This is a genomic window from Arcobacter sp. CECT 8983, from assembly GCF_004118855.1.
In the GTDB taxonomy this organism is placed as follows: Bacteria; Campylobacterota; Campylobacteria; order Campylobacterales; family Arcobacteraceae; genus Halarcobacter.
The window spans coordinates 226,056-252,515 of record NZ_PDKF01000008.1; the positions used below are offsets into that span (position 1 = coordinate 226,056).

Here is a 26,460-nt window from a genome sequence, read left to right on the forward strand (position 1 = left end):
GGGTTACACCTTTTCTTTTAGGATTAGTTTTAGTAAATCTTTTATGTATTTATCTTTTATGAAATAAAAAGACATTTTCTTATCTTTTTTGAAATCAACTATTCCATATTTTTTAAGAGTTCTTAACTGATGAGAAACATGAGATTGAGGGATTTCAAGTAAATTTGTCATCTCTCCAACACATATCTCATAATCTATTAATGCATATAGCATTTTTGCTCTAGTTGGGTCAGCAAGTGCTTTAAATACATTTGATATATCTATTAATTTATCTTGTGAAGGAAGAACTTTAGTTATATCAGAAATATAACTAATATCTTCACAACAAGATCTAATTAGTTTTTTTTCTTCACAAGCACACATTTTAGTTTTCTATAATTTCAAACCCAAGGTCTTTCATCTCTTCTTTAAATTTTGCTTCACTTGATTCATCAGCTATTTCAACTGTTACTTCTTTTGGACTTTTTGTTAAATCTACATTTATTTCTCCAAACTCTTCTTCTAATGAACCTTTAATTAAATTTGAACAATTTTGACAATTGATATTGTTTGCTTTAAACGTTTTTTGCATAATAATTCCTTTTATATGATAAATATTTCATATGATATTATCATCATATAAGTAGAATGTCAATAGTAAGTTAAATTAAATTTTGAAATATTATTATTTGATTTTATCAATAATTATAAAAAGTTCATTTAGAACTTCACTTTCAATTATTATACAAAGTAAAAAGATTACTTCAAACTTGAATAGAAAGAAAATATTTCCTTTGTCATTTAAGAAGTTAAAATTTTTTTTGAATATATCATAAGTGTGCATAGATAAACTATGCTTAACATTTTGTTTGTACCAATGTATATAGGCTTCTCTTTTTACAATAGCTTTTTTTGAAATAATTTCATATAAGAAATAAACATGAAGAATCGCTATAAAAAATGAGCTAAATAAAAATATATTTGTTGCTAAAAAATAGATTAAAATAATTATAAATGGATACATTATAATAAAGCAACTAAGTTGTTTATGGTGATGGTAAATATAGTTTATCAAAAAATATTTAGAACCTAAATTTTTTGATATATTTTTATTAAAGATGATTATGTTAACTAAAGTTATAATAAAAGCAATAATATGTAAGTGAAGTAAAGAAAACATGCTAACTCCTTATATTGGTAAATAGCAATTTCACTTCTTAAATTTATCAAAGAGTTAGTTAAGCAAAATAAAAATTATTTAATAAAATTTTAATTTTAATCTATTTGTAAAGTTATAGATTTATTTTTTTAACATCTTAAAATATTCTTCTCTTGGAATTTCTTTGGCTCCAAGACTTTCTAAGTGTTCATTATGTACTTGACAATCAATTAGGTTTATGCCATTTTCTTTTGCTTGTTTGCATAGATGATAAAAAGCAACTTTTGAAGCATCACTAACTTTAGCAAACATACTCTCTCCACAAAAAACATCATCTATTAAAACTCCATAAAGACCACCAACTAATTCATCATTTAAGTATGTTTCTATAGAGTATGCATATCCTAGTTTATGAAGGTTTGTATATGCTTGAATAAAATAATCATTTATCCAAGTGTCATCTTCATGTTTTCTTTTAATACTTGCACAATTTTTCATAACCTCTTCAAAGTTTTCATTTGTTTTTACAACAAAACCTTTGTTTTTGATTGTCTTTTTAAGGCTTTTTGATACCTTCATTTCTTCTGGGTATAAGACCATTCTTTGTTGAGGAGAAAACCAGTGAATATGATTATATTCATCCATGAACCAAGGGAATAAACCATTTTTATAAGCATTTAGTAGTCTTTGTGGATGAAAGTCTCCTCCAACTGCAACTAAATCATTATTCATCATATCTAAAGTAGGAAAGTCAAAGTTATCTTCATCAAGTAAGTATATTTTTTCAATTGGTTCTAAAAGTGTCATGGATGAATATTATCTAAAAAAAATTAAAGAATCTTAAGTTTTAAAAATCAAACTAGAATGAAAGATTTCATCTAGTTTGATTTTTTTTTATTTTTGGTGAAATTTATTTTTATTTGTTGCTTCCACAATATCATTTGCAATTGAATTTGTTTCTTGCGAAATATAATTAGTTTTATCTGCAATAGAAGCATTTTCTTGAGTAAATCTATCTAGTTGATTTACTGCATCACTAATTTGGTTCATTCCTGAACTTTGTTCTCTGGCTGCATTTGTAACATCATTAATTAGATTACTAGTTTGTTTAATATTATCTTCTAATTCTTGGAAGCCATTGATCATTTCTGAACTAATATTTTTACCATCATTAGCTTTAATTGTTGCATCTTCTACTAAAATCTTAATCTCTTTAGCTGCTTGAGCAGATCTTGCAGCTAAATTTCTCACTTCTTGTGCAACAACTGCAAAACCTTTTCCAGCTTCACCAGCAGTTGCTGCTTCTACTGCTGCATTTAAAGATAGAATATTTGTTTGGAAAGCTATTTGATCAATAACAGTAATTGCTTCATTAATCATAGTTACTTTCTCATTAATCTCTTCCATAGAAACAGAAGTTTTAGTTGCTAAATCTTTACCTTTATGAGCAGAAGTTTGAGTTTCTGAAGAGATCTTTAACATCTGTTGTGCTTTTTCATTAGTTTGTCTAATATTACCTGTTATCTCTTCAATAGAAGCAGCAGTTTCTTCTAAAGAAGCAGCTTGACTTGTTGCATTTTCACTTAGAGTTTTAACATTAGTTGATAATTCTAAAGATTTCTCTTTTAAAGTCTCACCATCTTCTTTATTATCTTGTAGCATAATAGTTATCATTTTATTTAAATCTAAAATATCTCTTCCTATCTTACCACTATTTGCTTCATCTAAAGATTTTGTAAAGTCTCTATTTGCATATTGTTCTAATGCATCACTTAAGTTGTTGATATTTTTACCAACAAGTTTTTCTAAATTGTCAAGCATATTGTTAAGTAAATTTTTTAACTCTTCAAGAGATTCATTATTTGTTGAAGTTAAAATTCTTTCATCTAATAATCCATCACTAACTTTATTTACAATAACTTTTACATCATTTATTACTTTATTGTCTTGTTCTATAATTGTTTTTGTTTTATCTATATTTTCATTAATAAGTGATGCCATTTTTCCAATTTCATCTTTTGCAGTAATCTTGATTGGATTAATATCTTTTTTCTCTTTATTTACATATTTAAAAAAATCAAGTAAACCATGTTGAAAATAATCTAATGGATTAAATACAACTTTATTTAAAATAATAACAACAGCAATTGTTAAAATTATAATTAAAATTAAAACTGCAATAATTGAGCTAGTAATAGAAGAAGTGATGTTTTCATCTGTTAATTGGTTTAATTTTGCAATCTCTTTTTCAGCATCAATTATATAAGCACCTGTACCTATAATCATATCCCACGGTTCAAATTTTTGTACATAAGAGAACTTTTCAAAGTCACCTTTTTTACCAGGAATTGTCCAAAAATACTTAACTAAACCACCATCTTTCGATGCATTTGCAGTTTTTACAATTTCTTGGTAAAGATATGTTCCTTTTTTATCTTGTAAATCAGTCATATCTTTTCCAACTAAAGATGCTTTTGCTCCATGGGCTAAAACAACATGATTTGAGTCATTTACCCAAAAATAACCAGTTTTTCCATATTTCATCTTTTCTATTGCTTTTAGTGCTTCTTCTTTCATCTTTTCATTGATATCATCAATATAAGCACCAGTACCTATAATCCAGTTATATGGCTTAAATACTTTTACAATAGAAGCTTTAAATACAGTTTTTTTGCTACTTGGGTTATAAAATGAATATTCTATAAATGCTTTATCTTCTTTATTTTTATTTAGTGCCTCTACACCAAGTTCTACAAAGGGAACTTTAGGAGTGTTTTTAAAATATTGTCCACTTAACTCTTTTTTGATTGGGTGCATTACCATTTTATAATCGAAATCATTTATCCAAAAATATCCTGAGGTTCCATATCTTGTATCTTCAACAATTGATTTTATTCTTTTCTTTAGTTCTTGTTCACTTAAAATATTTTTATTCTTTTCATACTCTGCTTCAATAATAGAAAACAAAAATCCTGATTGTTCTGTAATATAATCTTCAACTTCGCTTTTTACTTTATCTTTTGAGGTTCTTTCATAATATGACTCAACTGTTTTAAAAGCTAGTGAAACATAATGCTTTAACTCTTTTTCTTTATTTGCATAGGCAGTTTTTTCAGTTTGATTTACTACCAATGTTGAAGTATTTTTTAAAGATGAAACAACTTCAAATAGCATATAAAGAGCTACTATTAAAATAGCAATAATTACGGTTGATAAAAGCTTAACTTTGATAGAAGCATTTTTTATCATTATTTATCCTTTATTTTCTTCTTTGGTCGCAATTATTATACTCTATAATTAATATATTTAAAATAAAGCTATTTGATAAAAGTACGATGAGTTGGGTTCTGATAGTTATTATTAATTATTACAAATATGACGAATGTGACACTTTAGTATATTACTTTTATTGGAAGAAAAAAGTCTAATTCAAAAAATTCATCTTTTTCTAGAAAATGATTTTTTTTATATATAGAGTAAGATGGTATTGTTTTTGCTTCATACCCTGAATTTGGGAGCCATTCATTATAAATATATGCCATATATTTCAGTACATCTCCATATTTTCCTTTTAAGGTAAATACAGCACAAATACTACTTGGAATTTCTAAAATAGGAAGGTTAGAAAATTTATGTTCATCTATTTTTATGCATGCAATATATGAAGCTTCTTCTTTTAATGTAATAGTTGGATTATCATGTTGTATTCCTATTTGAATAGGATCTTTTATTCCTAGTTCAAAGCTAAGAGATAGAAGTCTTTGCCAAGTATTTGTAATGTTTTTACCATAACCTTTATGTCTGATATAAAGACATTTTACTGTTTCACAAAATTTAATGGTAGGCTCTACTTTTTCTTTTATTTCTAGACTTTCATAGCTTTTAATAATTTCTTGTGAAAACTTTTTATAACCATCTTTTTTCCACTCTTTTGGAGTATTATTAAATTTCTTTTTAAAAGCTTTTATAAAAGAGGAATGGGAATTAAAGCCACATGCATTTGCTATCTCACTAATAGTTGAGTATTTATTTACAATTAAAAGATTTGCAGCTTTTTGAAGTCTTATTGAAGTAATCATTTCAAAAAGATTCATTCCAGTCTCTTCTTTAAAGATTCTATGGAAGTGATATTTACTTACTGAATTTTTTTTTGCTAACTCTTCTAAAGTTATATTTAGTTCAATATTTTTATTTATATAGTAAATTGTATCGTTAACAATTTTAGAACGAATTATCTTTGTATCTTTTTTCATAAATTAATTATATCAAAAATAGCAATATAGAACAAAAAAAATGAAATTTAGGATAAAGAATAAAATTAAAAAAAAGAGTAAAGTTTAGATAATTAAAAAAAAGGAAAAGTAATGAACAATTTAAAAAGGTCATATATTAGGGAAATACTTGATGCAATTGATGAAAATACTATCTCTTTTGCTGGTGGCTTGCCAAATGAGGATCTATTTCCATCAAAACAGTTAAAAAAAGCATCAAAAAAAGTATTTAAAAATAAAAACTCATTACAATATAGTAAATCTCAAGGTGTTGATTCTTTAAGAGAAAAAATAGCTAGTTTTTATACTAAATATTATGATTTTGAGACAAGCAAAGATGAAATATTAATTACAACAGGGAGTCAACAAGCATTTGATATTATTTTAAAAAGTTTAGATGCTAAAAATTTAGTGGTTGAAAGTCCTTCTTATATTGGAGCTTTATCAGCTTTTAAAATCTTGAAAACAAATATTCAAGAGTTTAAAACATTTGAGCAACTTCAAAACATATTAAAAAAAGATGATATCGTTTATAGTGTAAGTGATTATCAAAATCCATCTACAAATACATATACAAAAAAACAAAGAGAAGAGTTTGCTAATATTTTACATAAAAAAGATGTTTATTTTATTGAGGATGCTGCATATAGTCTATTAAGTTTTGATGGGAAAATTAGAAAACCTATTTCACGACTTTATAAAGATAAGTCTTATCATTTAGGAACATTTTCTAAAATTGTTGCTCCAGGTCTTAGAGTAGGTTGGATTAGAGCAAATAAAGAGTTAATTGAGAAAATATTAGCTGTAAAAGAGTCTTTAGATTTACATACTTCTACTTTTAATCAAATGTTAATTGATACATATTTAGATGAAAATGATGTATTTAAACATATTAAAAAGAATGCAAAAAACTATAAAAAAAGAATGAATTTTATGGCAGATTGTATGGAAAAATATCTACCAAATTTTGAGTTTAAAAGACCAAAAGGTGGAATGTTTATATATGGAAGATTTAATAATATTGATGACAGTATGAATCTAGCAAAAGAAGCATTAAAAGAAAATGTTGCTTTTGTACCTGCAGAAGTTTTCTATTTTGATAATCAAAAAAGTAATGAAGCAAGATTTAATTTTACAAATTGTGATTTTAAAAAGACAAAAAAAGGAATAAAATTATTGTCAGAATTAACTAAACGATAAGTTAGTTATATATTTTGATATAAATGAAGAGAAATATACATTTAAAAGATTTGTTTTTATAATTAGTTTCAAAGTGTAGTTATAAGTAGCTATTAAGACAATAGTAAAAAAAATAAGTAAATAGTAAAATTATTTTATATAAGAAAGTTGCATATTTTATACATTTTTTTAGTAAGAATAGAGCTAAAATTTTGTATAATCGTCCCTTAATTTTAAAATTTAAGGACATATTTATGTTTAAGCTAAACGAACATAAAACAAATGTTTTTACTGAATTTTCTGCTGGATTTACAACATTTTTAACAATGATGTATATTGTTCCTGTAAATGGTTTTATTTTAGCCGATGCAGGACTTCCAATGGAAGCAGTAATCACAGCAACTGCGTTAATTACTATTTTAGCAACACTATTTAGTGGTTTATGGTCTAATACTCCAATTGCTATGTCAGTTGGAATGGGATTAAATGCATACTTCTCTTATGGATTAGTATTAGGAATGAAAATACCTTGGCAAACAGCACTTGGAATTGTTTTTCTTTCTGGTATTTTATTTGTGATTCTATCTTTTACGAACTTTAGAGTTTGGATTATGACTTCTATTCCTATGAATCTAAGACGTGCAATTTCTGCTGGTATTGGTACTTTTATTGCCTTTATTGGTTTAAAACAAATGGGTATGATTGTTGATAATCAAGCTACATTAGTTTCACTTGGTGATTTTTCTAACTCTAATGTTTTACTTGGAGTTTTAGGATTAGTATTATCTTTTGCTTTTTACTCTTATAAAGTTAAAGGGGCATTTGTACTTTCTATAGCAATTACATCTATTGTTGCCTGGATATCAGGTTTAGGTAATTTACCAACAGAGTTTTTTAGTGCTCCTGCATCTATTGCACCAATTGCACTTGAACTTGATATTGCTAGTGCATTAACTCTATCTTTACTTCCTGTAATCATTACATTTTTAATTACTGATATGTTCGATACATTAGGAACTTTAACTGGTGTTGGTACAAGAGCAGAATTATTCCAAGAAAATAATAAAGATGACAAATCTTTACAAAAAACTTTAGAAGCAGATGCAATGGCAACTACTGCTGGTTCTTTACTTGGTGTATCAACTACAACTGCATTTATTGAAAGTGCTTCTGGAGTTGAAGCAGGTGGAAGAACAGGTTTAACTGCTGTATTTACAGCTGCATTTTTTGTTTGTACTCTTTTTATGTTACCATTATTTAAATCAATTCCAGGAAATGCAATTTATCCTGTTTTAGTTGTTGTTGGAGTATTAATGTTTACAGAGTTAGGAAAAATCAACTTTGAAGAAACTGATTTAGCAACAAGTGCAGGTGCATTTTTTATTGTAGTTTTAATGCCATTAACTTTTTCAATTACAAATGGTATTGCTGCAGGATTCATAGTATATACAATTATTAAACTAGCTAAGAATCAATACAAAGATTTAAACTTAGGAATTCTAGTAATTACATTCATAAGTTTATTAGCATTTATTTTATAAGGGTTTTTTTTGGAAAAATATTATTACGGTTACGAAGAGTTTAGAGATGACACACAAGCTTTAGTTGATAAGTGTAGAGGTTTTGAACCAGATGTTCTTTTAGCAGTTGCAAGAGGTGGTTTAACTTTAGCACATCTAATGGCACAAGCAATGGATATGAGAAATTTATATGCATTAAATTCTATTCACTATGAAGGTGAATTAAAACTTGATACATTTAATATTTTCAATATTCCTGATGTATCTCATGCAAAAAGAGTACTAATTATTGATGATATTGTTGACTCTGGTGAAACAATGAGAGAAATTTTAAAAGTATTACATGAAAAATTTCCTAAAGTTGAGTTCAAATTAGCAACAATCTTTAGAAAAGAAACAGCGGTTTTACAACCTGACTATTCTGTAAAAGAAGCTGATAAATGGATTGACTTCTTCTGGGAAGTTGACGTTAAGTAACAGTTTAGATTTTAATCTAAACTGTTATTCTCTATAAATTATATACTTTCTATATAAGTCTTTACTATTTTAGATAAATTTCAAGTGATTTTATTGTATAATGTTTTCACAAATTTAAATTATGGAATAGGACGAGATGACTTTTATTGAATTTAAAAAACTTTTATTGGATGCAGAACTTACAATACCAAAATTCACAGCTTTAATTAAAGTTAGTGAAAAGAATATTCAATCTTACAAGAAAAAAGAGCAAGTACCAAATGCAATTGCAGCAGTAGCAGCTTGTTTTGCAAAAATGAATCAAGAAGGTATGGATTATAAAACTTTAATTAATGACCTTGATTTAATAAAAAAAGAGAAAAAAGGTGCAGGTTTTTCTTCAAAAAAGAAAGAGAAAAAAAATAAAGAAAACGATTAATCTTTTTTAGCTATACTTCCCAAAAAATTTGGGAAAAGTAAATGAATATAAATAAAAATGTTAGATTTTTTCTAACTATTTCTTCTATCATGATGGCACTTGCCATTGCAATTGGGGCTTTTGGAGCACATGGTTTAAAAGCAATTGTTTCAGCACAGTTATTAGTAACGTATAATACTGGTGTTGAATATCATTTTTATAACACCTTAGGACTTTTTGCAGCAACATTTATGATGTATTTAAAGCCAGATTCAAAGGGTGTAAAAATAGCAGCTTGGCTTATTTTAGTAGGAATGATAATTTTTTCATTTTCATTATATACTTTAGTTTTATTAAATATGCCAATATTAGGTGCAATCACTCCTATTGGAGGAACACTTCTAATTATTGCATGGATTATTTTAGCAATTTCATTTTATAAGGAAAAATAGTAGATGAACGTAATTGATAGAATTGAGCATATAAGAGATGCAAGATGGTTTTCTAACCTTACAACTTTTATTATTTTAGCATATGCTTCAGTTTTAGGATTTAAAACAATAGATGAAGTAGAGACTAATTATGCGATATTTTTACAGTTTGCAGATATTTTTGTAACTATATATTTTATATTTGAAATAGCCATAAAAATGGTAGCAGAAAAGAAGTTAATAAACTTTTTCAAATCTGGATGGAATGTTTTTGATTTTACTATTGTTGTTATTACTCTTTTACCACTAGAACAATCAGGTTTTGCAGCAATTGCAAGGATGTTGAGAGTATTTAGAGTATTAAGACTATTTACTGCACGTCCTGAGTTAAAAGCAATTATTGATATGCTAATTAAGGCTATTCCTTCAATTATTGATATTGTGATTTTAATGTTTATTATTTTTTATATTTATGCAATTATTGGGAATTTTTACTTCCAAGATTTACCATCTGGATTATGGAAAGACTTCTTAGTGTCTATGCTTACACTATTTAGAGTTCTTACCTTTGAAGATTGGACAGATGTAATGTATGAAGCAATGGAAGTTTATCCAATGGCTTGGATTTATTTTGTATCTTTCGTTATTATTGCGGCATTTGTATTTTTTAACCTTTTTGTTGCTGTTATCATTGGTGAAATGCAAAAAATTCAAGAAGCAGATTTCCACGAGGAAGTACATGAAGATAGTAAAAAATTAGATGTTTTATTAGAAGAGATTAAAACTTTAAGACAAGAGGTTCAAGACCTAAAGAAGAAAGAGTAGAATTATGAAAAAAACAGTTTCAATATTGGGAGCAGGGTGGCTAGGTCACCCTTTGGCATTAAGTTTAAAAGAAAATTACAAAGTAAAAGTTTCTGTTAGAATAAAAGAAAAAAAAGAAGCTTTTGAAAAAGAAGGTTTATTTCCTTTTGTATTAAATGAAACCTCATTAGAAAATTTAGATGAACTTTTAGATACAAACTATTTGTTTATAAATTTTCCTCCATCAAAGTTTCAAGATTTTAAAGGTTTTTTAGAAAAAATATATTCCCATAAAAAAATTGAAACTATAGAAAAAATTATTTTTATTAGTTCAACTTCTATTTATCCAGATGAAGAAAAAACTTTTACTGAAGATGAAGTATTTACAAATGCTAAATCACAAAAAATTTATGATATAGAAAAATTAATCGAAGGCAAAACAGATCTTATTTTTAGATGTGCAGGACTTATGGGAGCAAATAGAGTTTCTGGACGATATTTTGCAGGAAAAGAGCTTGATAGTGAAGATGTAAAAGTAAATTATGTTCATCTTGATGATGTAATAAGAGCAACTAAATTTGCTTTAGAAAAGGACTTAAAAGGTATTTATAATCTTTGTAGCTATGAACATCCAACTAGAAAAGAGATATATTTTAAAAATGCCTCAAAATTTGGTTTTGCTAAACCTGTATTTAAAAATAAAAAAGAGTATAAACAAAGATTAATAGATGGAAGTAAAATTGAAAAAGAAGGATTTAGATATAAATATCCAAACCCTTTAGAGTATGAGTACTAACGATTAGTGTTAAATGCTCTATCTCCTGCATCCCCTAAACCTGGTCTAATATATTTATTTTCATCAAGTCTTTCATCAATTTGTGCAATATAAATATCTACATCTGGGTGAGCACTTTGTACTGCTTCAATTCCTTCAGGAGCCCCTAAAATATTTAAAGAGATAATTCTTTTTGCACCTTTGTTTTTTAAGTAATCAATTCCATCAATTAAAGAACCACCAGTAGCAATCATTGGATCTAATAATAAAACAGTTCTTCCCTCTAAATTTGGAATATTTTCATAAAAAAGTTTAGACAGGGCAGTTTCTTCATCTCTTTTCATTGCTAAAAAACCACTTTTTGCATAAGGTAAAGTTCTTAAAATACCTGTTAACATTGGTTCTCCAGCTCTTAGTATTGGAACTAAAACTAATTTTTGTACTTCTAACATCTGTACATCTAATGAACCTTGCCAAGTTTCTATATTAGTTGTGATAGTTTCAAAATCCTCTAAAGCTTCTGCAGCAATAATTCTTGAGATTTCTTCTATAGTAAGTCTAAATTCATTAGAAGCAGTTCTAACATCTCTTAGTCTATTTACTAAGTGTTTTACAACTACATTTGAGCTTTCTTTATACATAATAAAATTCCTGATTATTTTTGTTTTTAAGTATTAATGATATCTAAAAGTTACTTATAAGTTGCAGATAAGTTTACTGAAAATTAACCTATTCTTAGATATTATAATTAACTTAATTTTCTACTAAAGAGGACTTATGAAACCCACGGATTATAACTTTCGAATTAAAGACTCAGTCTTAGGTATTCAATTTCTGTTTGTTGCTTTTGGTGCACTTGTGTTAGTTCCTATTTTAACTGGACTTGACCCAAATGTTGCACTATTTACAGCAGGTATTGGTACTTTAGTTTTTCAATTTGTAAATAGAGGTGCAATTCCTCCTATTTTCTTAGCATCATCATTTGCATTTATTGCTCCAATCGCACATGGTGTAAAAACTTGGGGTATTGCAGCAACTATGTCAGGACTTGTAGCAGCAGGTTTATTATATATTGTTCTAAGTTTTTTAATTAGACTAAAAGGTGATGAGTTTTTACATAAACTTTTACCTCCTGTAGTTGTAGGACCTGTTATTATGTCTATTGGTCTTATTCTTTCTCCTGTTGCAGTAAACATGGCAATGGGAAAAACAGGTGATGGAGCAATTGAATTAATTGCCTTTGATAAAGCAATAGTTATTTCAATGATAGCGCTTTTTACAATGGTATTCATTTCTCTTTTAGGAAAAGGAATTTTTAAACTTATTCCTATTTTAGGTGGTATTATTGCAGGTTATATTGCAGCACTTTTTTATGGAGTAATTGATTTTTCTTCAGTGGAAAAAGCAGCTTGGTTTGCAGTTCCTAGTTTTACTGCACCAGAGTTTAATTGGCAAGCTATTTTATTTATTTTACCAATTGCAATTGCTCCTGCTATTGAGCACATTGGTGATATGTTAGCAATTTCAAATGTTACAAAACAAGATTATTTAAAAAAGCCAGGACTTAAAAATACACTTTTAGGTGATGGTTTAGCAACTTCAGTTGCTTCACTTTTTGGTGGACCACCAAATACTACTTATTCAGAAGTTACAGGTGCAGTTACTGTTACAAAAGCATATAATCCAGCAATTATGACTTGGGCAGCTATTACAGCTATTTTATTAGCTTTTATTGGTAAACTTGGTGGTTTATTAGCAACTATTCCAGTTCCAGTTATGGGTGGAATTATGCTTTTATTATTTGGTATTATTGCAAGTATTGGTATTTCTACATTAACAAGAGCAAATATTGATTTCAATTGTCCTAGAAATTTAATCATTGTATCAATGATTTTAGTATTTTCAATTGGTGGAATGACATTTAATTTTGGTGGAGTTCCTTTCTCAGGAATCGGTCTTGGTGCAATTACAGGTATTTTCTTAAATCTTGTTTTACCGCAACCACGAAAAGAAGATCACATTATATAGTTAGAGAAATCTAACTATATAACATTTTTTAATTATTTCTACATCAAAAATTTCTTATAATAAACCACAAATCTTAAAATAATAGGAGTTTTTACTATGGCAAAAGAACATAGTTTTGATATCTCTGCTAAATTAGATATGCAAGAGATGAAAAATGCTGTAATTCAAGCACAAAAAGAGATAGATAATAGATATGACTTTAAAGGTATTGAAAAAGAAATCGATTTTAATCAAGGTGCAAAAACTTTAACACTTGTTAGTTCAAGTGATAATAAGATTGATGCAATGTATGACATCTTAATCTCAAAAATGAATAAAAGGGGATTATCTATTAACTCCTTAGAAGAACTAAAAAAAGAGGATAGCTCAGGTGCTAATAGAAGATATGTATATTCAATTGTAGATTCTATTAAAGCTGATGAAGCAAAACAAATTCAAGTTGAAATAAAAAAACTAAAGCTAAAAGTGAAAGCAGTAAATCAAGGTGACGAAATTAGAGTTACAGCAAAAAATATTGATGATTTACAAACAATTATGAAACATTTAAAATCATTAGAGCTAAAGTCTCCTTTAGTTTTTGATAACTTCAAATAGTACTCTTTTGAGTACTATAATAAATAATTTCTATAAATGCTATTTTAAAGCTATTTTCAAAGAAAAAAACTTTTAAAATCTATATTTTTATTACTAAAATATATAAAAAATTCAAGAAAATCTGTTACAATTGATAATAAAAAGTTTTGGGAAAAGAGTGAAGAATTTAAATTTAGAATCTTTGAAGCAAATTACAATACTTTATGCAGAAGATGATCTTGTAATTCAGCAACAAACAGCAGGGATATTAAAAAATTTAGTAAAAAAAGTTTATGTTGCGAACTGTGGAAAAGAAGCAGTTGATATCTATAATGAAAAAAAAGTAGATATTATTATTACAGATATTACTATGCCTAATATAACAGGAATAGAGTTTTCAAAGTATATCAGAAAAGATAATGATGAAATACCTATTATAGTAATGAGTGCACACAATGATAGCAATATCTTAATTGAAGCAATTGAGATAGGAATTAGCAGATTTTTATTAAAACCTTTAAACATAACTGACTTAATACAAGTAATTGCAGAGTTTGCAGAAAATATTTCTAATAAAAATGAAAAAGATAGCGTTACAAACTTATTAGAACAATATAAAAGTATAGTTGATATTGATTCAATTGTTTCAAAAACCGATAAAGATGGAATAATTACTTATGTCAATGATAGATTTATTGATATTTCTGGTTATTCAAGGGATGAACTAATAGGGCAACCTCACAATATTATCAGACATCCTGATACTCCAGAAAAACTTTTTAAGAAGATGTGGTCAACAATTTCTGAGAAGAAAAAAGTATGGCAAGGAGTTGTTCAAAATCTTTCAAAACAAGGCAAATCTTATTATGTAAGGTCAACTATAAAACCAATATTAGATATAAATGGTGAAATTATAGAATATATTGCAATAAGACAAGATATTACACCCCAAGAAAGAACAAGAAAATTTCTACAAAAACAAAATGTTAAAAAGATTTCAAATTTAAATGATGCATTAAAAAGTCAAGAACAATATGAAAATGTCATAAATAAAATCAATATTGTTTCTAGGTTTGATTTGTCTGGAAGAATTACTTATGTTAATGATAGGTTTTGCAAATTAATTGAATATACAAAAGATGAACTTATTGGTCAAACTTTTAAAATGATTAGGCATGAAAAAACAAATATTGAAACTTCAAGACAGATGTGGAAGACTATAAAAAATGGTAAAACTTGGAGTGGAAAACTAATGAATAAGTCAAAAACAGGAAAGACTTTTCATTTAGATGCTGTAATTTCTCCTATTTTCAATCAAAACAATGAAATTATAGAGTTTATTTCTGTATGTCATAATATTACTTCAATAATGGAACTTCATAAAGAGTTAGAAGATACTCAAAGAGAGATTATATATAGAATGGGTGAAATTGGTGAAACTAGATCAAAAGAGACAGGAAACCATGTAAAAAGAGTTGCTGAATACTCAAAACTTCTAGGAAAACTATGTGGCTTAGCACAAGAGGATATTGATATTATTTTTATGGCTTCTCCTATGCATGATATAGGAAAAGTTGGTATTCCTGATAGTGTTTTAAATAAACCAGGAAAACTAAATGCAGAAGAATGGGAAATTATGAAAGAGCATAGTGAGCTTGGATATAATATTCTTAAAAATTCTAAAAGAGAAATTTTAAAAGCTGCTGCAATAATCTCTTATCACCACCATGAAAAATGGAATGGAGCTGGTTATCCACAAGGATTAAAAGAAAATGAAATTCATATCTTTGGAAGAATAACAGCAATAGCAGATGTTTTTGATGCCTTAGGTAGTGATAGATGTTATAAAAAAGCTTGGGAACTTGACAGAATCCTTGAACTATTTAAAGAGGAGAAAGGAAAACATTTTGATCCTTTATTAGTTGACTTATTCTTTGATAATTTAGATGAGTTCCTAAAAATAAGAGATACTTATATAGATTAGCCTTTACACTTAATAAACAAACTTACAGTATAATTTTTTAACTTTAAAAAAGGATATTGTTTGAAAGTTTTACTTCTAGAAGATGACCCAGCATTAAATTATTTACTAAATGAGCACCTTTGTGATAAAGGTTTTGATGTAACTTCATGTACAAATGGTCAAGATGCATTAGAATATTTAATAGACGAAGTATTTGCTTTTGCATTACTTGATATAAATACTCCTATTATGACTGGGATTGATGTCTTAAAAACAATTAGAACTGATTATAAAAATCAAACTCCTGTAATAATTTTAACAGCTTTTCAAGATATAAAACATTTAAAAGAGTCTTTTGAAAGTGGAGTTGATGATTATATTAAAAAACCTTTTGACTTAGAAGAATTAGACCAACGTATTAAGAAATTGTGTAAACAGTTTAATTTAGGAAATGACAGTGAAATTAAGATTAGTGAAGAGATACTATTTCTGCCAGAACTTTGTCAAATTATTTTAAATGGAAAAACAAAACATCTTGCACAAAAAGAGAGAGATATTTTAAGTTATTTTTGTAAACATAAAAATAGAGTTGTTTCAAGTGAAGAATTACTTCAAAATATTTGGGCATATGAAGACATGCCTACGGATGCAACAATTAGAGTTTATATTAAAAATCTAAGAGAATCTTTAGGTAAAGATAAAATCCAAACAATCAGAGGAATAGGGTATAAATTTGAATAAAAATGAGAGAAATGCATTAATTAGCTTTTTATCAATTTATGTTGGTTCTGCAATGCTTCTTTTAGCAGTATTGTTTTATTTTTATTATCAAGAACAATATAAGTCTTTACAAAAAAGTTGTAGTATGGAGTTGATAAATGCATCAATGGAAATAAAGACTGATATATTAAATGCGTATATGAATAATAAAGAGTATATTCCTAAATCTTTTAAAGAAAAAAAGATCAAGTTTGCTTTATATGATAAAAATAGAAAACTTCTATTTTCTAATTTAGATGAAAAACAAGCAGTTGACTTTTCACAAAGGTTTTATCAAAAATCAAATCAACATTTTTATATTCAAAAACTTAAAGAAAGTAATATCCCTATTAAGTATATAGTAATGGAAACATGCCGTGGTGTTGAGAGTATAAATAAATTAAAAATATATCTAACTTTGACTTTTATATTAAGTTCTATATTTATAGGTTTTATAGCATATTTTCTTGCTAAACTTTTATTAAAACCTGTTAGAGAAAAAGTTGTTGATATGGATAACTTCATAAAAGACTCAGCCCATGAATTAAATACTCCTGTTTCAGTGTTAATGACTTCTGTTACGATGCTAAAAAATGGCAAAAGTCCAGAAAAAATGATGAAATATATATTAAGTAGTTCAAAACAAATTTCTCAAATATATAATGATATTCATTTCTCTGCTTTTAATGATATAAATGAAAGTATGGAAGAAAAGTTTTTTTTAAATAGTTTAATAGAAGATAGTGTTGAGTTTTTTAATGATATTTCTATTACTAAAAATATTAATATAGAAGCAAAGATTGAAGTTCATGAAGTTTATATGGATAGAACTAAGGCTCAAAAAGTTGTGAATAATCTTTTATCAAATGCAATTAAATATAGTAAAAACAATTCTGTGATAAAAGTTTCATTAAAGAATAATATATTTGTAGTAGAAGACTTTGGTATAGGAATAAGTCAAAAAGAACAAAAAGAGATATTCAAACGCTTTAAAAGAGGTAAAAATATTGAAGGTGGTTTTGGAATAGGTTTAGATATTGTAAATAGAATTTGCAAATCTTATAAACTAAAGATAAACCTAGATTCAAAAAAGAATGAAGGTTCAACTTTTAGTATTGATTTTTCTTCAGTTATTTACCAATAGAATTTATTTTAAGTGTAATTACTATAGGTTCTGTTTCTGTTGTATCAACTACTGAGCCAATAGATCTTTTTTCATGATTAGATAATTCTCCTTGAATAGTTTGCATTACATGCCAAAACTTTTCATTAAAAGGAGCACTAATTTGTTTTAGTTTGTGTTCAAATATTTCATCAACTATAAGTTCTATTATTTGTTGATATATTACTTTATTTGTTTCTCTTTGTAGTCTATAATCTTTCATTATTATTAAATTGTTTTTATAGGCCATTAATTCTTCTGGTACTAACTCTGTATGTTCTTTAACTGTTTCTATTTCTTTGTCTAATTCTTTTTCAAGAATAGAAATTTTTTCTCTACAGTTTTCTTCAAAGTCTGGTTTTAATGAACAAATCTTATCCAATATATGAGTGTCTTCTAAACGCTCTTTTTCTATAGTATGTGTGTAAATTCTGTCTTTTTCATAATCATGGTGAATAGCATAAAATATTTGCATTGCAAAAGAGATGTATACATATTTGTCTTCTTTCCCATCTTTGAAATCAACTCCATGGGGAGAAATTATCTCTTTAGGACCAGTATACTTAAGTTTCATAATAAACCTTTAATAATTATATTATATATAATTAAACTAATTTACTGATATTTTATTTAAATCTATATAAAATTAGCTCACAAAGGCTTAAAATGAATAATAAAATAGAAAACTTTAAAACAGAACCTTTACATGAACCAGAATATGTTCATCCTGTAAAAATAAAATATACACAAAATGGAAAAGATAAGACTTGGGAAGCAGTTAGGAATTTTGATTCTGTAGCAGTTTTGCTATATCATGAAGAAAAAGAATCCTTTGTTTTAGTTAAACAATTTAGACCAGCAGTTTATTTAAATGATGAAAGTAAGAAATTTACTTATGAACTTTGTGCAGGACTTGTTGATAAAGATACAACTTTAGTTCAAATCGCAAAGGAAGAGATAGATGAAGAGTGTGGTTTTGATGTTCCTGTAGAAAGTATTGAGAAAATTACATCTTTTTATACAAATGTAGGTGTAAGTGGTGGTTGTCAACATCTTTATTATGCAAAGATAAATGATAGTATGAAAATTCATGAGGGTGGAGGAATACAAGATGAGCAAATTGAACTTATGTATTTACCTTTAAATGAGTATAAAGAGTTTATCTATGATGAATCAAAAGCAAAAACACCTGGGTTAATGTTTGCTTTTATGTGGTTTATGGAAAATCAATAAATAAAATGTATATAAAAGTTTAGTTTTCTAAACTTTTATATAATTTGAAAGTTCAATAAGATTTTTATCTGGATCTCTTAGGTAAATTGATTCAATTTCTCCTAAAGCTCCAGTTCTTTTTATTATATCTTGTTCTAGTTCTATATTTAAGCTAGAAAGATGTTTTTTTGCTTCTTCTAAAGAAGTATCAATAATAAAACATAAATCAGCACTTCCTTCTTTTACATTAAAAGCTTTTGGTTCAAACTCTTTTCCTAACTCATGTAAATTTATCTTAGAGTTTCCAAATTTTAATGCAATTCTTGAGCCTTTGAAAACTTCTTTTTGCATACCTAAAGCTTTTGTATAAAATTCAACTGTTTTATTTAAGTCTTTTACTGTTAAAACAAAATGGTCTAGATTTTTAATATCTATCATTTTTTTTCCTATCTTGATAAAGAGATACCAAAATTTATTCTTGTGATATCTTCATTATAATCGATTAAACTTTCCCCATATCCACTTGATATTTGAATGTGTCCAAAAGTGTTTTTTGAACCAAAGAAAGGAAATGTCCAATCAAGCTGTCCGTAACTTCTATTGTTGTTTGACTTTAGATTATTTCTAAGAAGAAGTTTGAAACTATGATCTTTATATGGGTAAACAAAAGTTAAATCTCCATATCCTAAATAATCATCTATATCAGGGTTATCATCACTATTTTTATCTTCTTCTATTCTATACCATACTTTAGGAATTATAAATAAGTTTTTATATTGAAGATAAGTTTCTAAATAGACTCTGTTCCATGACCTTGACTTCTCTTCACTTTGTCCATTTGATTCATGTATAAATCCTGTTTTAAAACCTTTTATAGCTGTTTCATCTTTCTTTCCATATGGAATAGTTACAAAGAACTCAGGTTTATAGTTTGTTTCTCTAAAAGGAGAAGAATCATTATATACTTGCCACCAAGAAGTTTGAGTATAACCAAAATAGAAGGTTTCATCTAAACCAAAGAAGTTATGAATTATAGGTTTTTTAATACTTAGTTGGAATTTTGCTTCATTTCTTTTTCTATTTTCTTTTGATTTTGTATCATATGAAATAGGGAAGAAGTAGTTTTCTTGATATGGATATATATCAAAAGATGATTCCAACATCTGTTCTATTGTCGATTTTGTTTCTTTATCATCGAAACTATTTAATTTCTTTTTTAAAGGTTCAACATCTTTGTTTTCTACAACTTTTTCTTTTACTATAATTTTTTCTTCTTTTGGAAACTCTACTTTTTTACTATTTGCTAGCTTTTTATATATTAACATTGCATTTTTATAGTCATTTGCTTTTTCATACTCTTGTGCTTGTTTTAAAAGTTCTTTTGTATCTTGGGCATTTAATAAAATGCACATAAATAATACTGGTAAAATTTTTTTCATATTAAAAGGTCCTAATAAATGATTTGATTTTATATTATCTTTCAAGTCATAATTTAATTATTTTTAATATACTATAATATAGTTTTAATAAAAGAAGGAAATAAATTGTCCAAAAACTTCAAGAATTTAACTATTTGTAAAGATTGTGGTTTAGTTTTGAATAAGCCAGAATTAGATTATAGCCATGAATTTCATTGTCCAAGGTGCAATAGTTTGATATATAAGTTTGGACAAGACTATTTAACAGTTTTATTATTTGCTTTTAGCTCTATTATTCTTTTTATTCCTGCTGTAACATTACCTTTAATGAGTCTTGAAATTTTGGACTTAACTCAAAGAACAACTTTAGTTGAAACATTATTAATCTTTTTTAAAAATGGATATACAGCTATTTCAATATTAATTACTTTTATTGGAATAGTAGTTCCTTTATTTATGCTATTACTGATTCTTATTATTTTAATTCCTTTAAGAATAGGTAAAAAAGCAAAATATGTTTCAGCACCACTAAAATTGTACGAAAATTTATTAGAGTGGCAAATGGGTGAAATATATATGATAAGTATTGTTGTTGCAATTATAAAATTACAAAAGATGGCTACTTTACATATAGGTTTAGGGTTTTACTTTTTCTTTGCTTTTTTAGTAATGATGTCTTTTACTATGGCATTATTTAATCCTTATGATGTTTGGAATGATGATGAGTTATAAAAGTGATAAAGATTTAGGTTTAGTTCTTTGTACTCACTGTAATAGTGTTTTTAAAGTAGAAGAAAAAGTATGTAATAAATGCAATAGTAAATTAAAACAAAGGGATAAATACTCTTTAGTTAAAACTTTAAATTTTACTATAATAGCTATAATTTTTTTATTTCCTGCAAATATTTTAACAATGATGGAAGTTACAACTTTAGGTGTAATTGAAAAAAGTACTATTTTAGATGGAATAGTTTATTTTTTTGAAACGAAATCATATTTAATAGCAGTAGTCATTTTTTTTGCAAGTATTATTGTTCCTATTTTTAAGCTACTTGTTTTATTATATCTTTTATATACAACAAAGTACAATAAAATATATTTAGCAAGAAATGCAACAAGATATTATAGAATAATTAAGTTTATTGGTAAATGGTCAATGATTGATATATTTGTAGTTGCTTTGATGATTGTTATGGTTCAATTTGGCAATCTTTCAAATATAACAGCTGGACCCGCTGCGATTGCATTTACAGTTGTAGTAATATCAACTATGTTAGCTACTGAGAGTTTTGATACTAGATTATTATGGGATAAGGATTAATAAATGGATGAAAAGATAGAACAAGTAAGTGTAAAAAAGAGTAAAAAAATAGTATTTTTAATCTGGCTTTTACCTTTTATTGCATTACTTATTTCTACATCAATGTTATATAATCATTTTGAAAAACAAGGTGAAGAAATTGAAATCTATTTTAACAATGCAGAAGGTTTTGTTGTAGATAAAACACCTTTGAAATATAAGGGAATAAAAATAGGTATAGTATCAAATATTGAAGTTGACGAAAAAAATATAAATAGGTTTTTAGTAAAAGTTGAGGTTGATAATAAAGCTTTATCATTAGTAGCAAAAAAAGGAACTAAATTTTGGAAGGTAGAACCCAAAGCTACATTAACAGAAATATCTGGATTAAATACAATCTTTAGTGGTATATACATAGAAGCAATGCCTAGTGCACAAAATATAGAAGAGATTAAAAAATTAGAAGAACAATATACATTTAATGCAGTATCTGAAAAACCTATAAACTATTTGCAAGATGGTCTATTTATAGATTTAAAATCTTCAAATGGTACACTTGAAGTAGGGGCTCCTGTTTTATACAAAAGTTTTTTAGTGGGAAAAATTGTCAAAAAGAATTTAAAAGATAACAATGTTTTATATACAATATTTATAGAAGAAGAGTATAAAAGTTTAGTCAAAGAAGATAGCTCTTTTTGGAATGTAAATGCAATAGATCTAAAAGCTTCTTTAAGTGGAATAAAATTCAAAGTTAATACCCTAGCATCCCTTATAGCTGGTGGAATTGCCTTTGATTCAGATAGTTTAAAAGAACCATTAGTAAACACTTCTAAAGTTTTTAATCTTTATTCTAGTAAAGAAGATATAGATTATTTACCTGATTATGTAGTTTTAGAAACAGATGTAGAACATGGTTTAGAAAAAGATTTTAGTAAAGTTCTTTATAATGGAATTGAAATAGGGTATGTAGATGATTTAAGTTTTGTATTAGAAGATAAACAAAGCTTTATTTTTGTAAAAATTAAAAAAGAGTTTGCCTCTTTATTGAAAAGCAATCCCTATTTTGAACTTAAAAAACCTACAATATCTTTAGAAAAGCTAGAAGAATTACCAAATATTGTTAAAGGTACATATATAAGTCTTACTAAAAGAAGTAAAAATGAAGGTGAAATAAAAGATATTTATACTTTGCATAATAACCCAATGAAAAGAGAAATTTTAGAAATAGTTTTAAAAAGTGATGATACTTTAAAAATAGAAAAAGATTCACCTGTGTTTTTTAAAGATATAAAAGTAGGGCGAGTAAAGAGCAAAAAGCTTCATAGTAAATCAGATGAATTAAGAGTTAACGTGGAAATATTTAAAGAATACTCTTATTTAGTAAATAGCACTTCAATTTTTTATATTCAATCACCAGTAGAAATAAATGCAAGTTTAGAAAATATTTCTTTTAAAACTGCTCCTTTGAGTGGATTTATAAACTCATCAATAGCTTTTGACACTAAAGATTTAAGTGCAAAAAGAACAATAAATAGGTTTTATTTATTTCCTAGTTATGAAAAGATGTTAGAGCAGAAGTACTTCTTACAAAAAGGGAAAAGATATACTCTATCACTTGATAATGCAAATAATGTATTAAAGTCTAACTCTATATATTATAAGGGAATAGAAGCTGGAAAAGTAGTAAGTAAAAAATATAATGAAAAAACAAAAAAAGTAGATGCACAAATTTTTGTATTTGAAAAATACGCAAAATATATCAATGAAAGTACAAAGTTTTATTCTATAAGTGGTTTTGATATGGACTTTTCACTAGAAAAAGTAAATATAAAAACCCAATCTTTAAATACCTTAGTAAAAGGTGGTATCTCTTTTATATCTTTAGATGAAAATGCTAAAAAAGTAAAAAGTTTTCATAAATTTGATTTCTATAAAAGTTTAGATGAGGTTTTAAAAGAACAAAGATTTAATGAAAATGGTTTAAGGGTTGTAGTTCTTGCAAAGAGTAAAAGCTCCTTAAAGGAAAATTCTCCTGTATTTTATAGACAACTTCAAATAGGAGTAGTAGAAGATTATAGTTTAGCTAAAGATGGAACTTCTATAGAGTTACAACTTTATATAGATGAAAAATTTAAATATCTTGTTAGAAAAAATTCTATTTTTTACAATGCTACAGCCTTTGGTATGGAGGTTAGTCTTTTAGGTGTAAAGGTTACAACAGAGACTTTAGAAACACTTATTTCAGGTGGAATATCATTAGTTACTCCTACAGAATATAAAGAACAAGCAGATAGTATGATGAGTTTCCCTTTATATAATGATGTTGAAGAAGAGTGGCTAAATTGGAATCCTAAGTTTGAAAAGCTATAAAAATTTTAAAATATTTTTGCAAGAAAAACAATGGTATAATCCCGCAATTATTTAAAAAAGGTTATTATTTATGCTTGTAGCACCTTCGATTTTATCGGCAGATTTTGGAAGACTAAATGAGGAAATTACAGCTATTTGTGATGGTGGTTGTGACTATATTCATGTTGACGTAATGGATGGACATTTTGTTCCAAATATGACAATTGGACCAGTTGTAGTTAATCCAGTTGCAAAGGTTGCAACAAAGCCTTTAGATGTACACTTAATGGTTGAAAACAATACTTTTTTTGTAGAGCTTTTTGCTCCTTTAAAACCTGAGTTTATATCTTTTCATATTGAAAGTGAAAAGCATCCTCATAGACTTATTCAAAAGATTAGATCTTATGGAATTAAACCTGCAATCGTTTTAAATCCACATACTGCTCCTGAAACAATTGAATACTTAATAGAAGATTTAGATATGGTTTTATTAATGTCAGTAAATCCAGGCTTTGGTGGTCAAAAGTTTATTTCAAGTGTTGTTGAAAAAACTAGAAAATTAAAAGAGCTTATCAATAAAAGAAATCCTGCCTGTTTAATACAAGTAGATGGTGGGGTAAATGATAAGAATATTCATGAATTAAAAGAAGCTGGTGTAGATATGGTTGTTGCTGGGTCATATGTTTTTGGAAATGAAGACTACTCAAAAGCAATAAAGAGCCTACAGGTTTAATATATGAAAATTAAGATTTGTGGAATAACAAATTTAGAAGATGCCTTAGCAGCTATTGAAGCAGGAGCTGATGCATTGGGTTTTGTTTTTTATGATAAAAGTCCAAGATATATTGAACCTTTTGAAGCTAGAAAAATAGTAGATGAAATACCTCCTTTTATTCAAACTGTAGGTTTATTTGTAAATGAAAATAGTGGTTTTATAAACCAAGTTTGTACAAATGCAAAAATGCAACTAGCTCAAGTTATAGATGATGATAGTTTTACTGATTTTGATGCTTTAAAATTTAAATCTATGAGAGTAATAAGAGCAAAAAGCGAAAAAGATATTATAGAAAATATTAATAACTATGTTTTAGTTGATGCTTTTGTTGATGCTTTTGGTGGAGCAGGTAAAAGAGTTGCTTTAGAATGGTTTAACCGTGTTGATTGTTCTAAAATTGTTCTTGCTGGTGGTTTAACCCAAGATAATATCTGCGAATTAAAAGGTTATACTTTTTATGGTGTTGATGTAAGTTCTGGTGTAGAAGAAAGCAAGGGTAAAAAAGATAAACAAAAAATGATAAACTTTGTAAAAGCTGTAAATGAAATCAAATAAAAACTTCTATTCAAACCTTGTGGAAAATCTAAAAAAATCTCCTATTGTATTTGATGATTTTTTGAATATTCTTTCAAAACATAAAGAGAAGTTTTTTGATAATCCAGAGTTAGAATTTGAATTGCTACTTTCAAATGGATTTGCTATTGATATTGAAGATGATAAAGTCTTTTTAAAAACAACAAAAACAAAAATTAGTGAACAAACTTTTTGTATTGTTGATATTGAAACAAATGGTGGTCATGTAAATAAAGGTCATCAAATTATAGAAATAGGTGCAGTAAAATATAAAAATGGAGAGATTTTAGACTCTTATGAGTCTTTAGTGTATGCAAAAGATATTCCAGAATATATTCAAGGTGTTACAAATATTACTCCTTGTATGTTAGAAAATGCTCCTTTATTAAAAAAAGTATTAGAAGAGTTTAAAGTTTTTTTAGATGATGATGTTTTTGTAGCCCATGATATTAAGTTTGATTATAATTTTATATCAAACTCATTGGAAAAATGTAATCTAGGAAAACTTCTTAATCGAAAACTTTGTACTATTGATTTAGCTAGAAGAACAATAAAAGCAGAAAAATATGGTTTAAAATCATTAAAAGAAGTATTACAAATAGATATAGATAATCATCACAGAGCTTATAGTGATGCATTAAGTACAACTTATATCTTAAAAGAAGCTATAAAGCATGTAGATAAAAGTGTTGTTACAGTAGAGGATTTGATTTCTTATTCAAAAAATGCAAAACCTGTTATGCCTAAGATGAAAGTAAATCATAGAAAAAAAGAAGAAAAACAGGAGGTGGAAAAGTAATGTTTACACAAGATAAATATCAAAAAGCACTAAATTTTGCAGCAAAAGCTCATGGTGAACAAAAAACACCCACAGGGCTTTCTTATATAACACATTTAGCTTCAGTTGCTATGGAAGTATTGCATGCTTGTGAAAAGAGTGAATTAAAGCTTGAACAAACTGATTTTGCAATTACAGTTGCCTTGTTACATGATACTATTGAAGATACTGATGTTACTTATGATGATATCTATAAAGAGTTTGGTGCTGAAGTAGCAGAAGCTGTTGATGCTTTAACAAAAGATAAAACAATAGAGTCAAAAAAAGAACAAATGGCAGCTAGTATAAATAATCTTTTAACACAACCTTATGAGATTCAAATGGTTAAGCTTGCAGATAGAATTGTAAACATGCAAGAACCACCAGAGTCTTGGGATAATCTAAAAGTATTAAATTATCATAAAGAAGCAAAATTTATATTATCATGTTTAAAAAACTGTAATATTCATCTTTCAAAGAGATTAGAAGATAAAATCAATCAATATATTATCTATATAAATAGATAAGTCTTAGTAAAT

At 26.7% G+C, this 26,460-nt stretch carries 30 protein-coding genes; 20 read left to right on the top strand and 10 right to left on the bottom strand.

Features of this window, described 5'->3' with window-relative positions; translation table 11 throughout:
- Nucleotides 1-3 precede the first annotated feature (3 nt).
- From CRV01_RS10020 to CRV01_RS10045, 6 genes are all read right to left on the bottom strand, one after another.
- Nucleotides 4-363, bottom strand: coding sequence for a helix-turn-helix transcriptional regulator (locus CRV01_RS10020; RefSeq protein ID WP_129008069.1), 360 nt, complete (start codon nt 361-363; stop codon nt 4-6).
- Nucleotide 364: 1 nt separating this feature from the next.
- Nucleotides 365-571: a heavy-metal-associated domain-containing protein gene (locus tag CRV01_RS10025; protein WP_129008070.1), complete on the bottom strand. Its 207-nt coding sequence runs from the start codon at nt 569-571 to the stop codon at nt 365-367.
- Between the two features lie 93 nt (nt 572-664).
- Nucleotides 665-1,159: a hypothetical protein gene (locus CRV01_RS10030; protein ID WP_129008071.1), complete on the bottom strand. Its 495-nt coding sequence runs from the start codon at nt 1,157-1,159 to the stop codon at nt 665-667.
- A 120-nt stretch (nt 1,160-1,279) separates the two neighbouring features.
- Complete coding sequence (aat, locus tag CRV01_RS10035) at nt 1,280-1,945, bottom strand: leucyl/phenylalanyl-tRNA--protein transferase (protein WP_129008072.1); 666 nt, start codon at nt 1,943-1,945, stop codon at nt 1,280-1,282.
- Between the two features lie 87 nt (nt 1,946-2,032).
- On the bottom strand, nt 2,033-4,387 hold the full coding sequence (locus CRV01_RS10040) for a methyl-accepting chemotaxis protein (protein ID WP_129008073.1): 2,355 nt from the start codon (nt 4,385-4,387) through the stop codon (nt 2,033-2,035).
- Between the two features lie 143 nt (nt 4,388-4,530).
- Nucleotides 4,531-5,391 carry a GyrI-like domain-containing protein gene (locus CRV01_RS10045; protein ID WP_129008074.1) on the bottom strand — a complete coding sequence of 287 codons (861 nt, stop codon included), beginning with the start codon at nt 5,389-5,391 and terminating at the stop codon, nt 4,531-4,533.
- Between the two features lie 111 nt (nt 5,392-5,502).
- Between CRV01_RS10045 and CRV01_RS10050 the strand changes: the two genes are divergently transcribed.
- The 7 genes from CRV01_RS10050 (at nt 5,503) to CRV01_RS10080 (ending at nt 11,013) form a co-directional block, all read left to right on the top strand.
- Complete coding sequence (locus CRV01_RS10050) at nt 5,503-6,609, top strand: PLP-dependent aminotransferase family protein (RefSeq protein WP_129008075.1); 1,107 nt, start codon at nt 5,503-5,505, stop codon at nt 6,607-6,609.
- A 227-nt stretch (nt 6,610-6,836) separates the two neighbouring features.
- A complete protein-coding gene (locus CRV01_RS10055) occupies nt 6,837-8,129 on the top strand; it encodes an NCS2 family permease (protein WP_129008459.1) in 1,293 nt (430 codons plus the stop codon).
- Between the two features lie 9 nt (nt 8,130-8,138).
- A complete protein-coding gene (locus tag CRV01_RS10060) occupies nt 8,139-8,585 on the top strand; it encodes a phosphoribosyltransferase (RefSeq protein ID WP_129008076.1) in 447 nt (148 codons plus the stop codon).
- Between the two features lie 136 nt (nt 8,586-8,721).
- Nucleotides 8,722-9,003 (top strand): hypothetical protein, encoded by a 282-nt coding sequence (locus CRV01_RS10065; RefSeq protein ID WP_129008077.1) that lies wholly within the window; start codon nt 8,722-8,724, stop codon nt 9,001-9,003.
- A 41-nt stretch (nt 9,004-9,044) separates the two neighbouring features.
- Nucleotides 9,045-9,434, top strand: a complete 390-nt coding sequence (locus tag CRV01_RS10070; RefSeq protein WP_129008078.1) for a DUF423 domain-containing protein — start codon at nt 9,045-9,047, stop codon at nt 9,432-9,434.
- A 3-nt stretch (nt 9,435-9,437) separates the two neighbouring features.
- Nucleotides 9,438-10,238, top strand: coding sequence for an ion transporter (locus tag CRV01_RS10075; protein ID WP_129008079.1), 801 nt, complete (start codon nt 9,438-9,440; stop codon nt 10,236-10,238).
- A gap of 4 nt (nt 10,239-10,242) precedes the next feature.
- Nucleotides 10,243-11,013: a GDP-L-fucose synthase gene (locus CRV01_RS10080; RefSeq protein WP_129008080.1), complete on the top strand. Its 771-nt coding sequence runs from the start codon at nt 10,243-10,245 to the stop codon at nt 11,011-11,013.
- On the opposite strand, the gene upp is transcribed toward CRV01_RS10080, so the two are convergent.
- A complete protein-coding gene (gene upp / locus CRV01_RS10085) occupies nt 11,010-11,633 on the bottom strand; it encodes a uracil phosphoribosyltransferase (protein ID WP_129008081.1) in 624 nt (207 codons plus the stop codon). The two genes, CRV01_RS10080 and upp, sit on opposite strands and share 4 nt — an antisense overlap.
- A 136-nt stretch (nt 11,634-11,769) precedes the next feature.
- Here upp and CRV01_RS10090 point away from each other — a divergent pair, with 136 nt between their 5' ends.
- From CRV01_RS10090 to CRV01_RS10110, 5 genes are all read left to right on the top strand, one after another.
- Entirely contained in the window at nt 11,770-13,020 is a 1,251-nt protein-coding gene (locus CRV01_RS10090) for a uracil-xanthine permease family protein (RefSeq protein ID WP_129008082.1), read from the top strand.
- A 96-nt stretch (nt 13,021-13,116) separates the two neighbouring features.
- Nucleotides 13,117-13,614 (top strand): YajQ family cyclic di-GMP-binding protein, encoded by a 498-nt coding sequence (locus CRV01_RS10095; RefSeq protein ID WP_129008083.1) that lies wholly within the window; start codon nt 13,117-13,119, stop codon nt 13,612-13,614.
- Between the two features lie 157 nt (nt 13,615-13,771).
- Complete coding sequence (locus CRV01_RS10100; RefSeq protein WP_129008084.1) at nt 13,772-15,577, top strand: PAS domain S-box protein; 1,806 nt, start codon at nt 13,772-13,774, stop codon at nt 15,575-15,577.
- Between the two features lie 60 nt (nt 15,578-15,637).
- Nucleotides 15,638-16,297 carry a response regulator transcription factor gene (locus tag CRV01_RS10105; RefSeq protein WP_129008085.1) on the top strand — a complete coding sequence of 220 codons (660 nt, stop codon included), beginning with the start codon at nt 15,638-15,640 and terminating at the stop codon, nt 16,295-16,297.
- Nucleotides 16,290-17,459 carry a HAMP domain-containing sensor histidine kinase gene (locus CRV01_RS10110; protein WP_129008086.1) on the top strand — a complete coding sequence of 390 codons (1,170 nt, stop codon included), beginning with the start codon at nt 16,290-16,292 and terminating at the stop codon, nt 17,457-17,459. Before CRV01_RS10105 ends, CRV01_RS10110 begins: the two co-directional genes overlap by 8 nt.
- Here CRV01_RS10110 and CRV01_RS10115 read toward each other — a convergent pair.
- Nucleotides 17,446-18,051, bottom strand: coding sequence for a hypothetical protein (locus CRV01_RS10115; RefSeq protein ID WP_129008087.1), 606 nt, complete (start codon nt 18,049-18,051; stop codon nt 17,446-17,448). The two genes, CRV01_RS10110 and CRV01_RS10115, sit on opposite strands and share 14 nt — an antisense overlap.
- Nucleotides 18,052-18,143: 92 nt before the next feature.
- Between CRV01_RS10115 and CRV01_RS10120 the strand changes: the two genes are divergently transcribed.
- Entirely contained in the window at nt 18,144-18,710 is a 567-nt protein-coding gene (locus CRV01_RS10120; protein ID WP_129008088.1) for an NUDIX hydrolase, read from the top strand.
- Between the two features lie 27 nt (nt 18,711-18,737).
- Here the strand turns inward: CRV01_RS10120 and CRV01_RS10125 are convergent, their stop codons facing one another.
- On the bottom strand, nt 18,738-19,127 hold the full coding sequence (locus CRV01_RS10125) for a VOC family protein (RefSeq protein ID WP_129008089.1): 390 nt from the start codon (nt 19,125-19,127) through the stop codon (nt 18,738-18,740).
- Nucleotides 19,128-19,135: 8 nt separating this feature from the next.
- Complete coding sequence (locus CRV01_RS10130; RefSeq protein WP_129008090.1) at nt 19,136-20,128, bottom strand: phospholipase A; 993 nt, start codon at nt 20,126-20,128, stop codon at nt 19,136-19,138.
- Nucleotides 20,129-20,233: 105 nt separating this feature from the next.
- Here CRV01_RS10130 and CRV01_RS10135 point away from each other — a divergent pair, with 105 nt between their 5' ends.
- From CRV01_RS10135 to CRV01_RS10165, 7 genes are all read left to right on the top strand, one after another.
- Nucleotides 20,234-20,839 (top strand): paraquat-inducible protein A, encoded by a 606-nt coding sequence (locus CRV01_RS10135; RefSeq protein WP_164970047.1) that lies wholly within the window; start codon nt 20,234-20,236, stop codon nt 20,837-20,839.
- A complete protein-coding gene (locus CRV01_RS10140; RefSeq protein ID WP_164970048.1) occupies nt 20,829-21,428 on the top strand; it encodes a paraquat-inducible protein A in 600 nt (199 codons plus the stop codon). Before CRV01_RS10135 ends, CRV01_RS10140 begins: the two co-directional genes overlap by 11 nt.
- A 3-nt stretch (nt 21,429-21,431) precedes the next feature.
- Nucleotides 21,432-23,777 carry an MlaD family protein gene (locus tag CRV01_RS10145; RefSeq protein ID WP_129008093.1) on the top strand — a complete coding sequence of 782 codons (2,346 nt, stop codon included), beginning with the start codon at nt 21,432-21,434 and terminating at the stop codon, nt 23,775-23,777.
- 70 nt (nt 23,778-23,847) lie between these two features.
- The gene (gene rpe / locus CRV01_RS10150; protein WP_129008094.1) at nt 23,848-24,489 is read left to right on the top strand and encodes a ribulose-phosphate 3-epimerase; all 642 of its coding nucleotides are present in this window, start codon (nt 23,848-23,850) and stop codon (nt 24,487-24,489) included.
- Nucleotides 24,490-24,492: 3 nt separating this feature from the next.
- Complete coding sequence (locus CRV01_RS10155) at nt 24,493-25,086, top strand: phosphoribosylanthranilate isomerase (protein WP_129008095.1); 594 nt, start codon at nt 24,493-24,495, stop codon at nt 25,084-25,086.
- Complete coding sequence (locus CRV01_RS10160; RefSeq protein ID WP_129008096.1) at nt 25,073-25,903, top strand: 3'-5' exonuclease; 831 nt, start codon at nt 25,073-25,075, stop codon at nt 25,901-25,903. Before CRV01_RS10155 ends, CRV01_RS10160 begins: the two co-directional genes overlap by 14 nt.
- The gene (locus CRV01_RS10165; protein WP_129008097.1) at nt 25,903-26,448 is read left to right on the top strand and encodes an HD domain-containing protein; all 546 of its coding nucleotides are present in this window, start codon (nt 25,903-25,905) and stop codon (nt 26,446-26,448) included. The genes CRV01_RS10160 and CRV01_RS10165 overlap by 1 nt, the downstream gene beginning before the upstream one ends.
- Nucleotides 26,449-26,460 lie beyond the last annotated feature (12 nt).

Bases quoted from the DNA above. Each gene is read 5' to 3' on its own strand.
- CRV01_RS10020 (WP_129008069.1), bottom strand. From the start codon at position 363: ATGTGTGCTTGTGAAGAAAAAAAACTAATTAGATCTTGTTGTGAAGAT.
- CRV01_RS10025 (WP_129008070.1), bottom strand. From the start codon at position 571: ATGCAAAAAACGTTTAAAGCAAACAATATCAATTGTCAAAATTGTTCA.
- CRV01_RS10030 (WP_129008071.1), bottom strand. From the start codon at position 1,159: ATGTTTTCTTTACTTCACTTACATATTATTGCTTTTATTATAACTTTA.
- aat (WP_129008072.1), bottom strand. From the start codon at position 1,945: ATGACACTTTTAGAACCAATTGAAAAAATATACTTACTTGATGAAGAT.
- CRV01_RS10040 (WP_129008073.1), bottom strand. From the start codon at position 4,387: ATGATAAAAAATGCTTCTATCAAAGTTAAGCTTTTATCAACCGTAATT.
- CRV01_RS10045 (WP_129008074.1), bottom strand. From the start codon at position 5,391: ATGAAAAAAGATACAAAGATAATTCGTTCTAAAATTGTTAACGATACA.
- CRV01_RS10050 (WP_129008075.1), top strand. From the start codon at position 5,503: ATGAACAATTTAAAAAGGTCATATATTAGGGAAATACTTGATGCAATT.
- CRV01_RS10065 (WP_129008077.1), top strand. From the start codon at position 8,722: ATGACTTTTATTGAATTTAAAAAACTTTTATTGGATGCAGAACTTACA.
- CRV01_RS10070 (WP_129008078.1), top strand. From the start codon at position 9,045: ATGAATATAAATAAAAATGTTAGATTTTTTCTAACTATTTCTTCTATC.
- CRV01_RS10075 (WP_129008079.1), top strand. From the start codon at position 9,438: ATGAACGTAATTGATAGAATTGAGCATATAAGAGATGCAAGATGGTTT.
- CRV01_RS10080 (WP_129008080.1), top strand. From the start codon at position 10,243: ATGAAAAAAACAGTTTCAATATTGGGAGCAGGGTGGCTAGGTCACCCT.
- upp (WP_129008081.1), bottom strand. From the start codon at position 11,633: ATGTATAAAGAAAGCTCAAATGTAGTTGTAAAACACTTAGTAAATAGA.
- CRV01_RS10090 (WP_129008082.1), top strand. From the start codon at position 11,770: ATGAAACCCACGGATTATAACTTTCGAATTAAAGACTCAGTCTTAGGT.
- CRV01_RS10095 (WP_129008083.1), top strand. From the start codon at position 13,117: ATGGCAAAAGAACATAGTTTTGATATCTCTGCTAAATTAGATATGCAA.
- CRV01_RS10115 (WP_129008087.1), bottom strand. From the start codon at position 18,051: ATGAAACTTAAGTATACTGGTCCTAAAGAGATAATTTCTCCCCATGGA.
- CRV01_RS10120 (WP_129008088.1), top strand. From the start codon at position 18,144: ATGAATAATAAAATAGAAAACTTTAAAACAGAACCTTTACATGAACCA.
- CRV01_RS10125 (WP_129008089.1), bottom strand. From the start codon at position 19,127: ATGATAGATATTAAAAATCTAGACCATTTTGTTTTAACAGTAAAAGAC.
- CRV01_RS10130 (WP_129008090.1), bottom strand. From the start codon at position 20,128: ATGAAAAAAATTTTACCAGTATTATTTATGTGCATTTTATTAAATGCC.
- CRV01_RS10140 (WP_164970048.1), top strand. From the start codon at position 20,829: ATGAGTTATAAAAGTGATAAAGATTTAGGTTTAGTTCTTTGTACTCAC.
- CRV01_RS10145 (WP_129008093.1), top strand. From the start codon at position 21,432: ATGGATGAAAAGATAGAACAAGTAAGTGTAAAAAAGAGTAAAAAAATA.
- rpe (WP_129008094.1), top strand. From the start codon at position 23,848: ATGCTTGTAGCACCTTCGATTTTATCGGCAGATTTTGGAAGACTAAAT.
- CRV01_RS10155 (WP_129008095.1), top strand. From the start codon at position 24,493: ATGAAAATTAAGATTTGTGGAATAACAAATTTAGAAGATGCCTTAGCA.
- CRV01_RS10160 (WP_129008096.1), top strand. From the start codon at position 25,073: ATGAAATCAAATAAAAACTTCTATTCAAACCTTGTGGAAAATCTAAAA.
- CRV01_RS10165 (WP_129008097.1), top strand. From the start codon at position 25,903: ATGTTTACACAAGATAAATATCAAAAAGCACTAAATTTTGCAGCAAAA.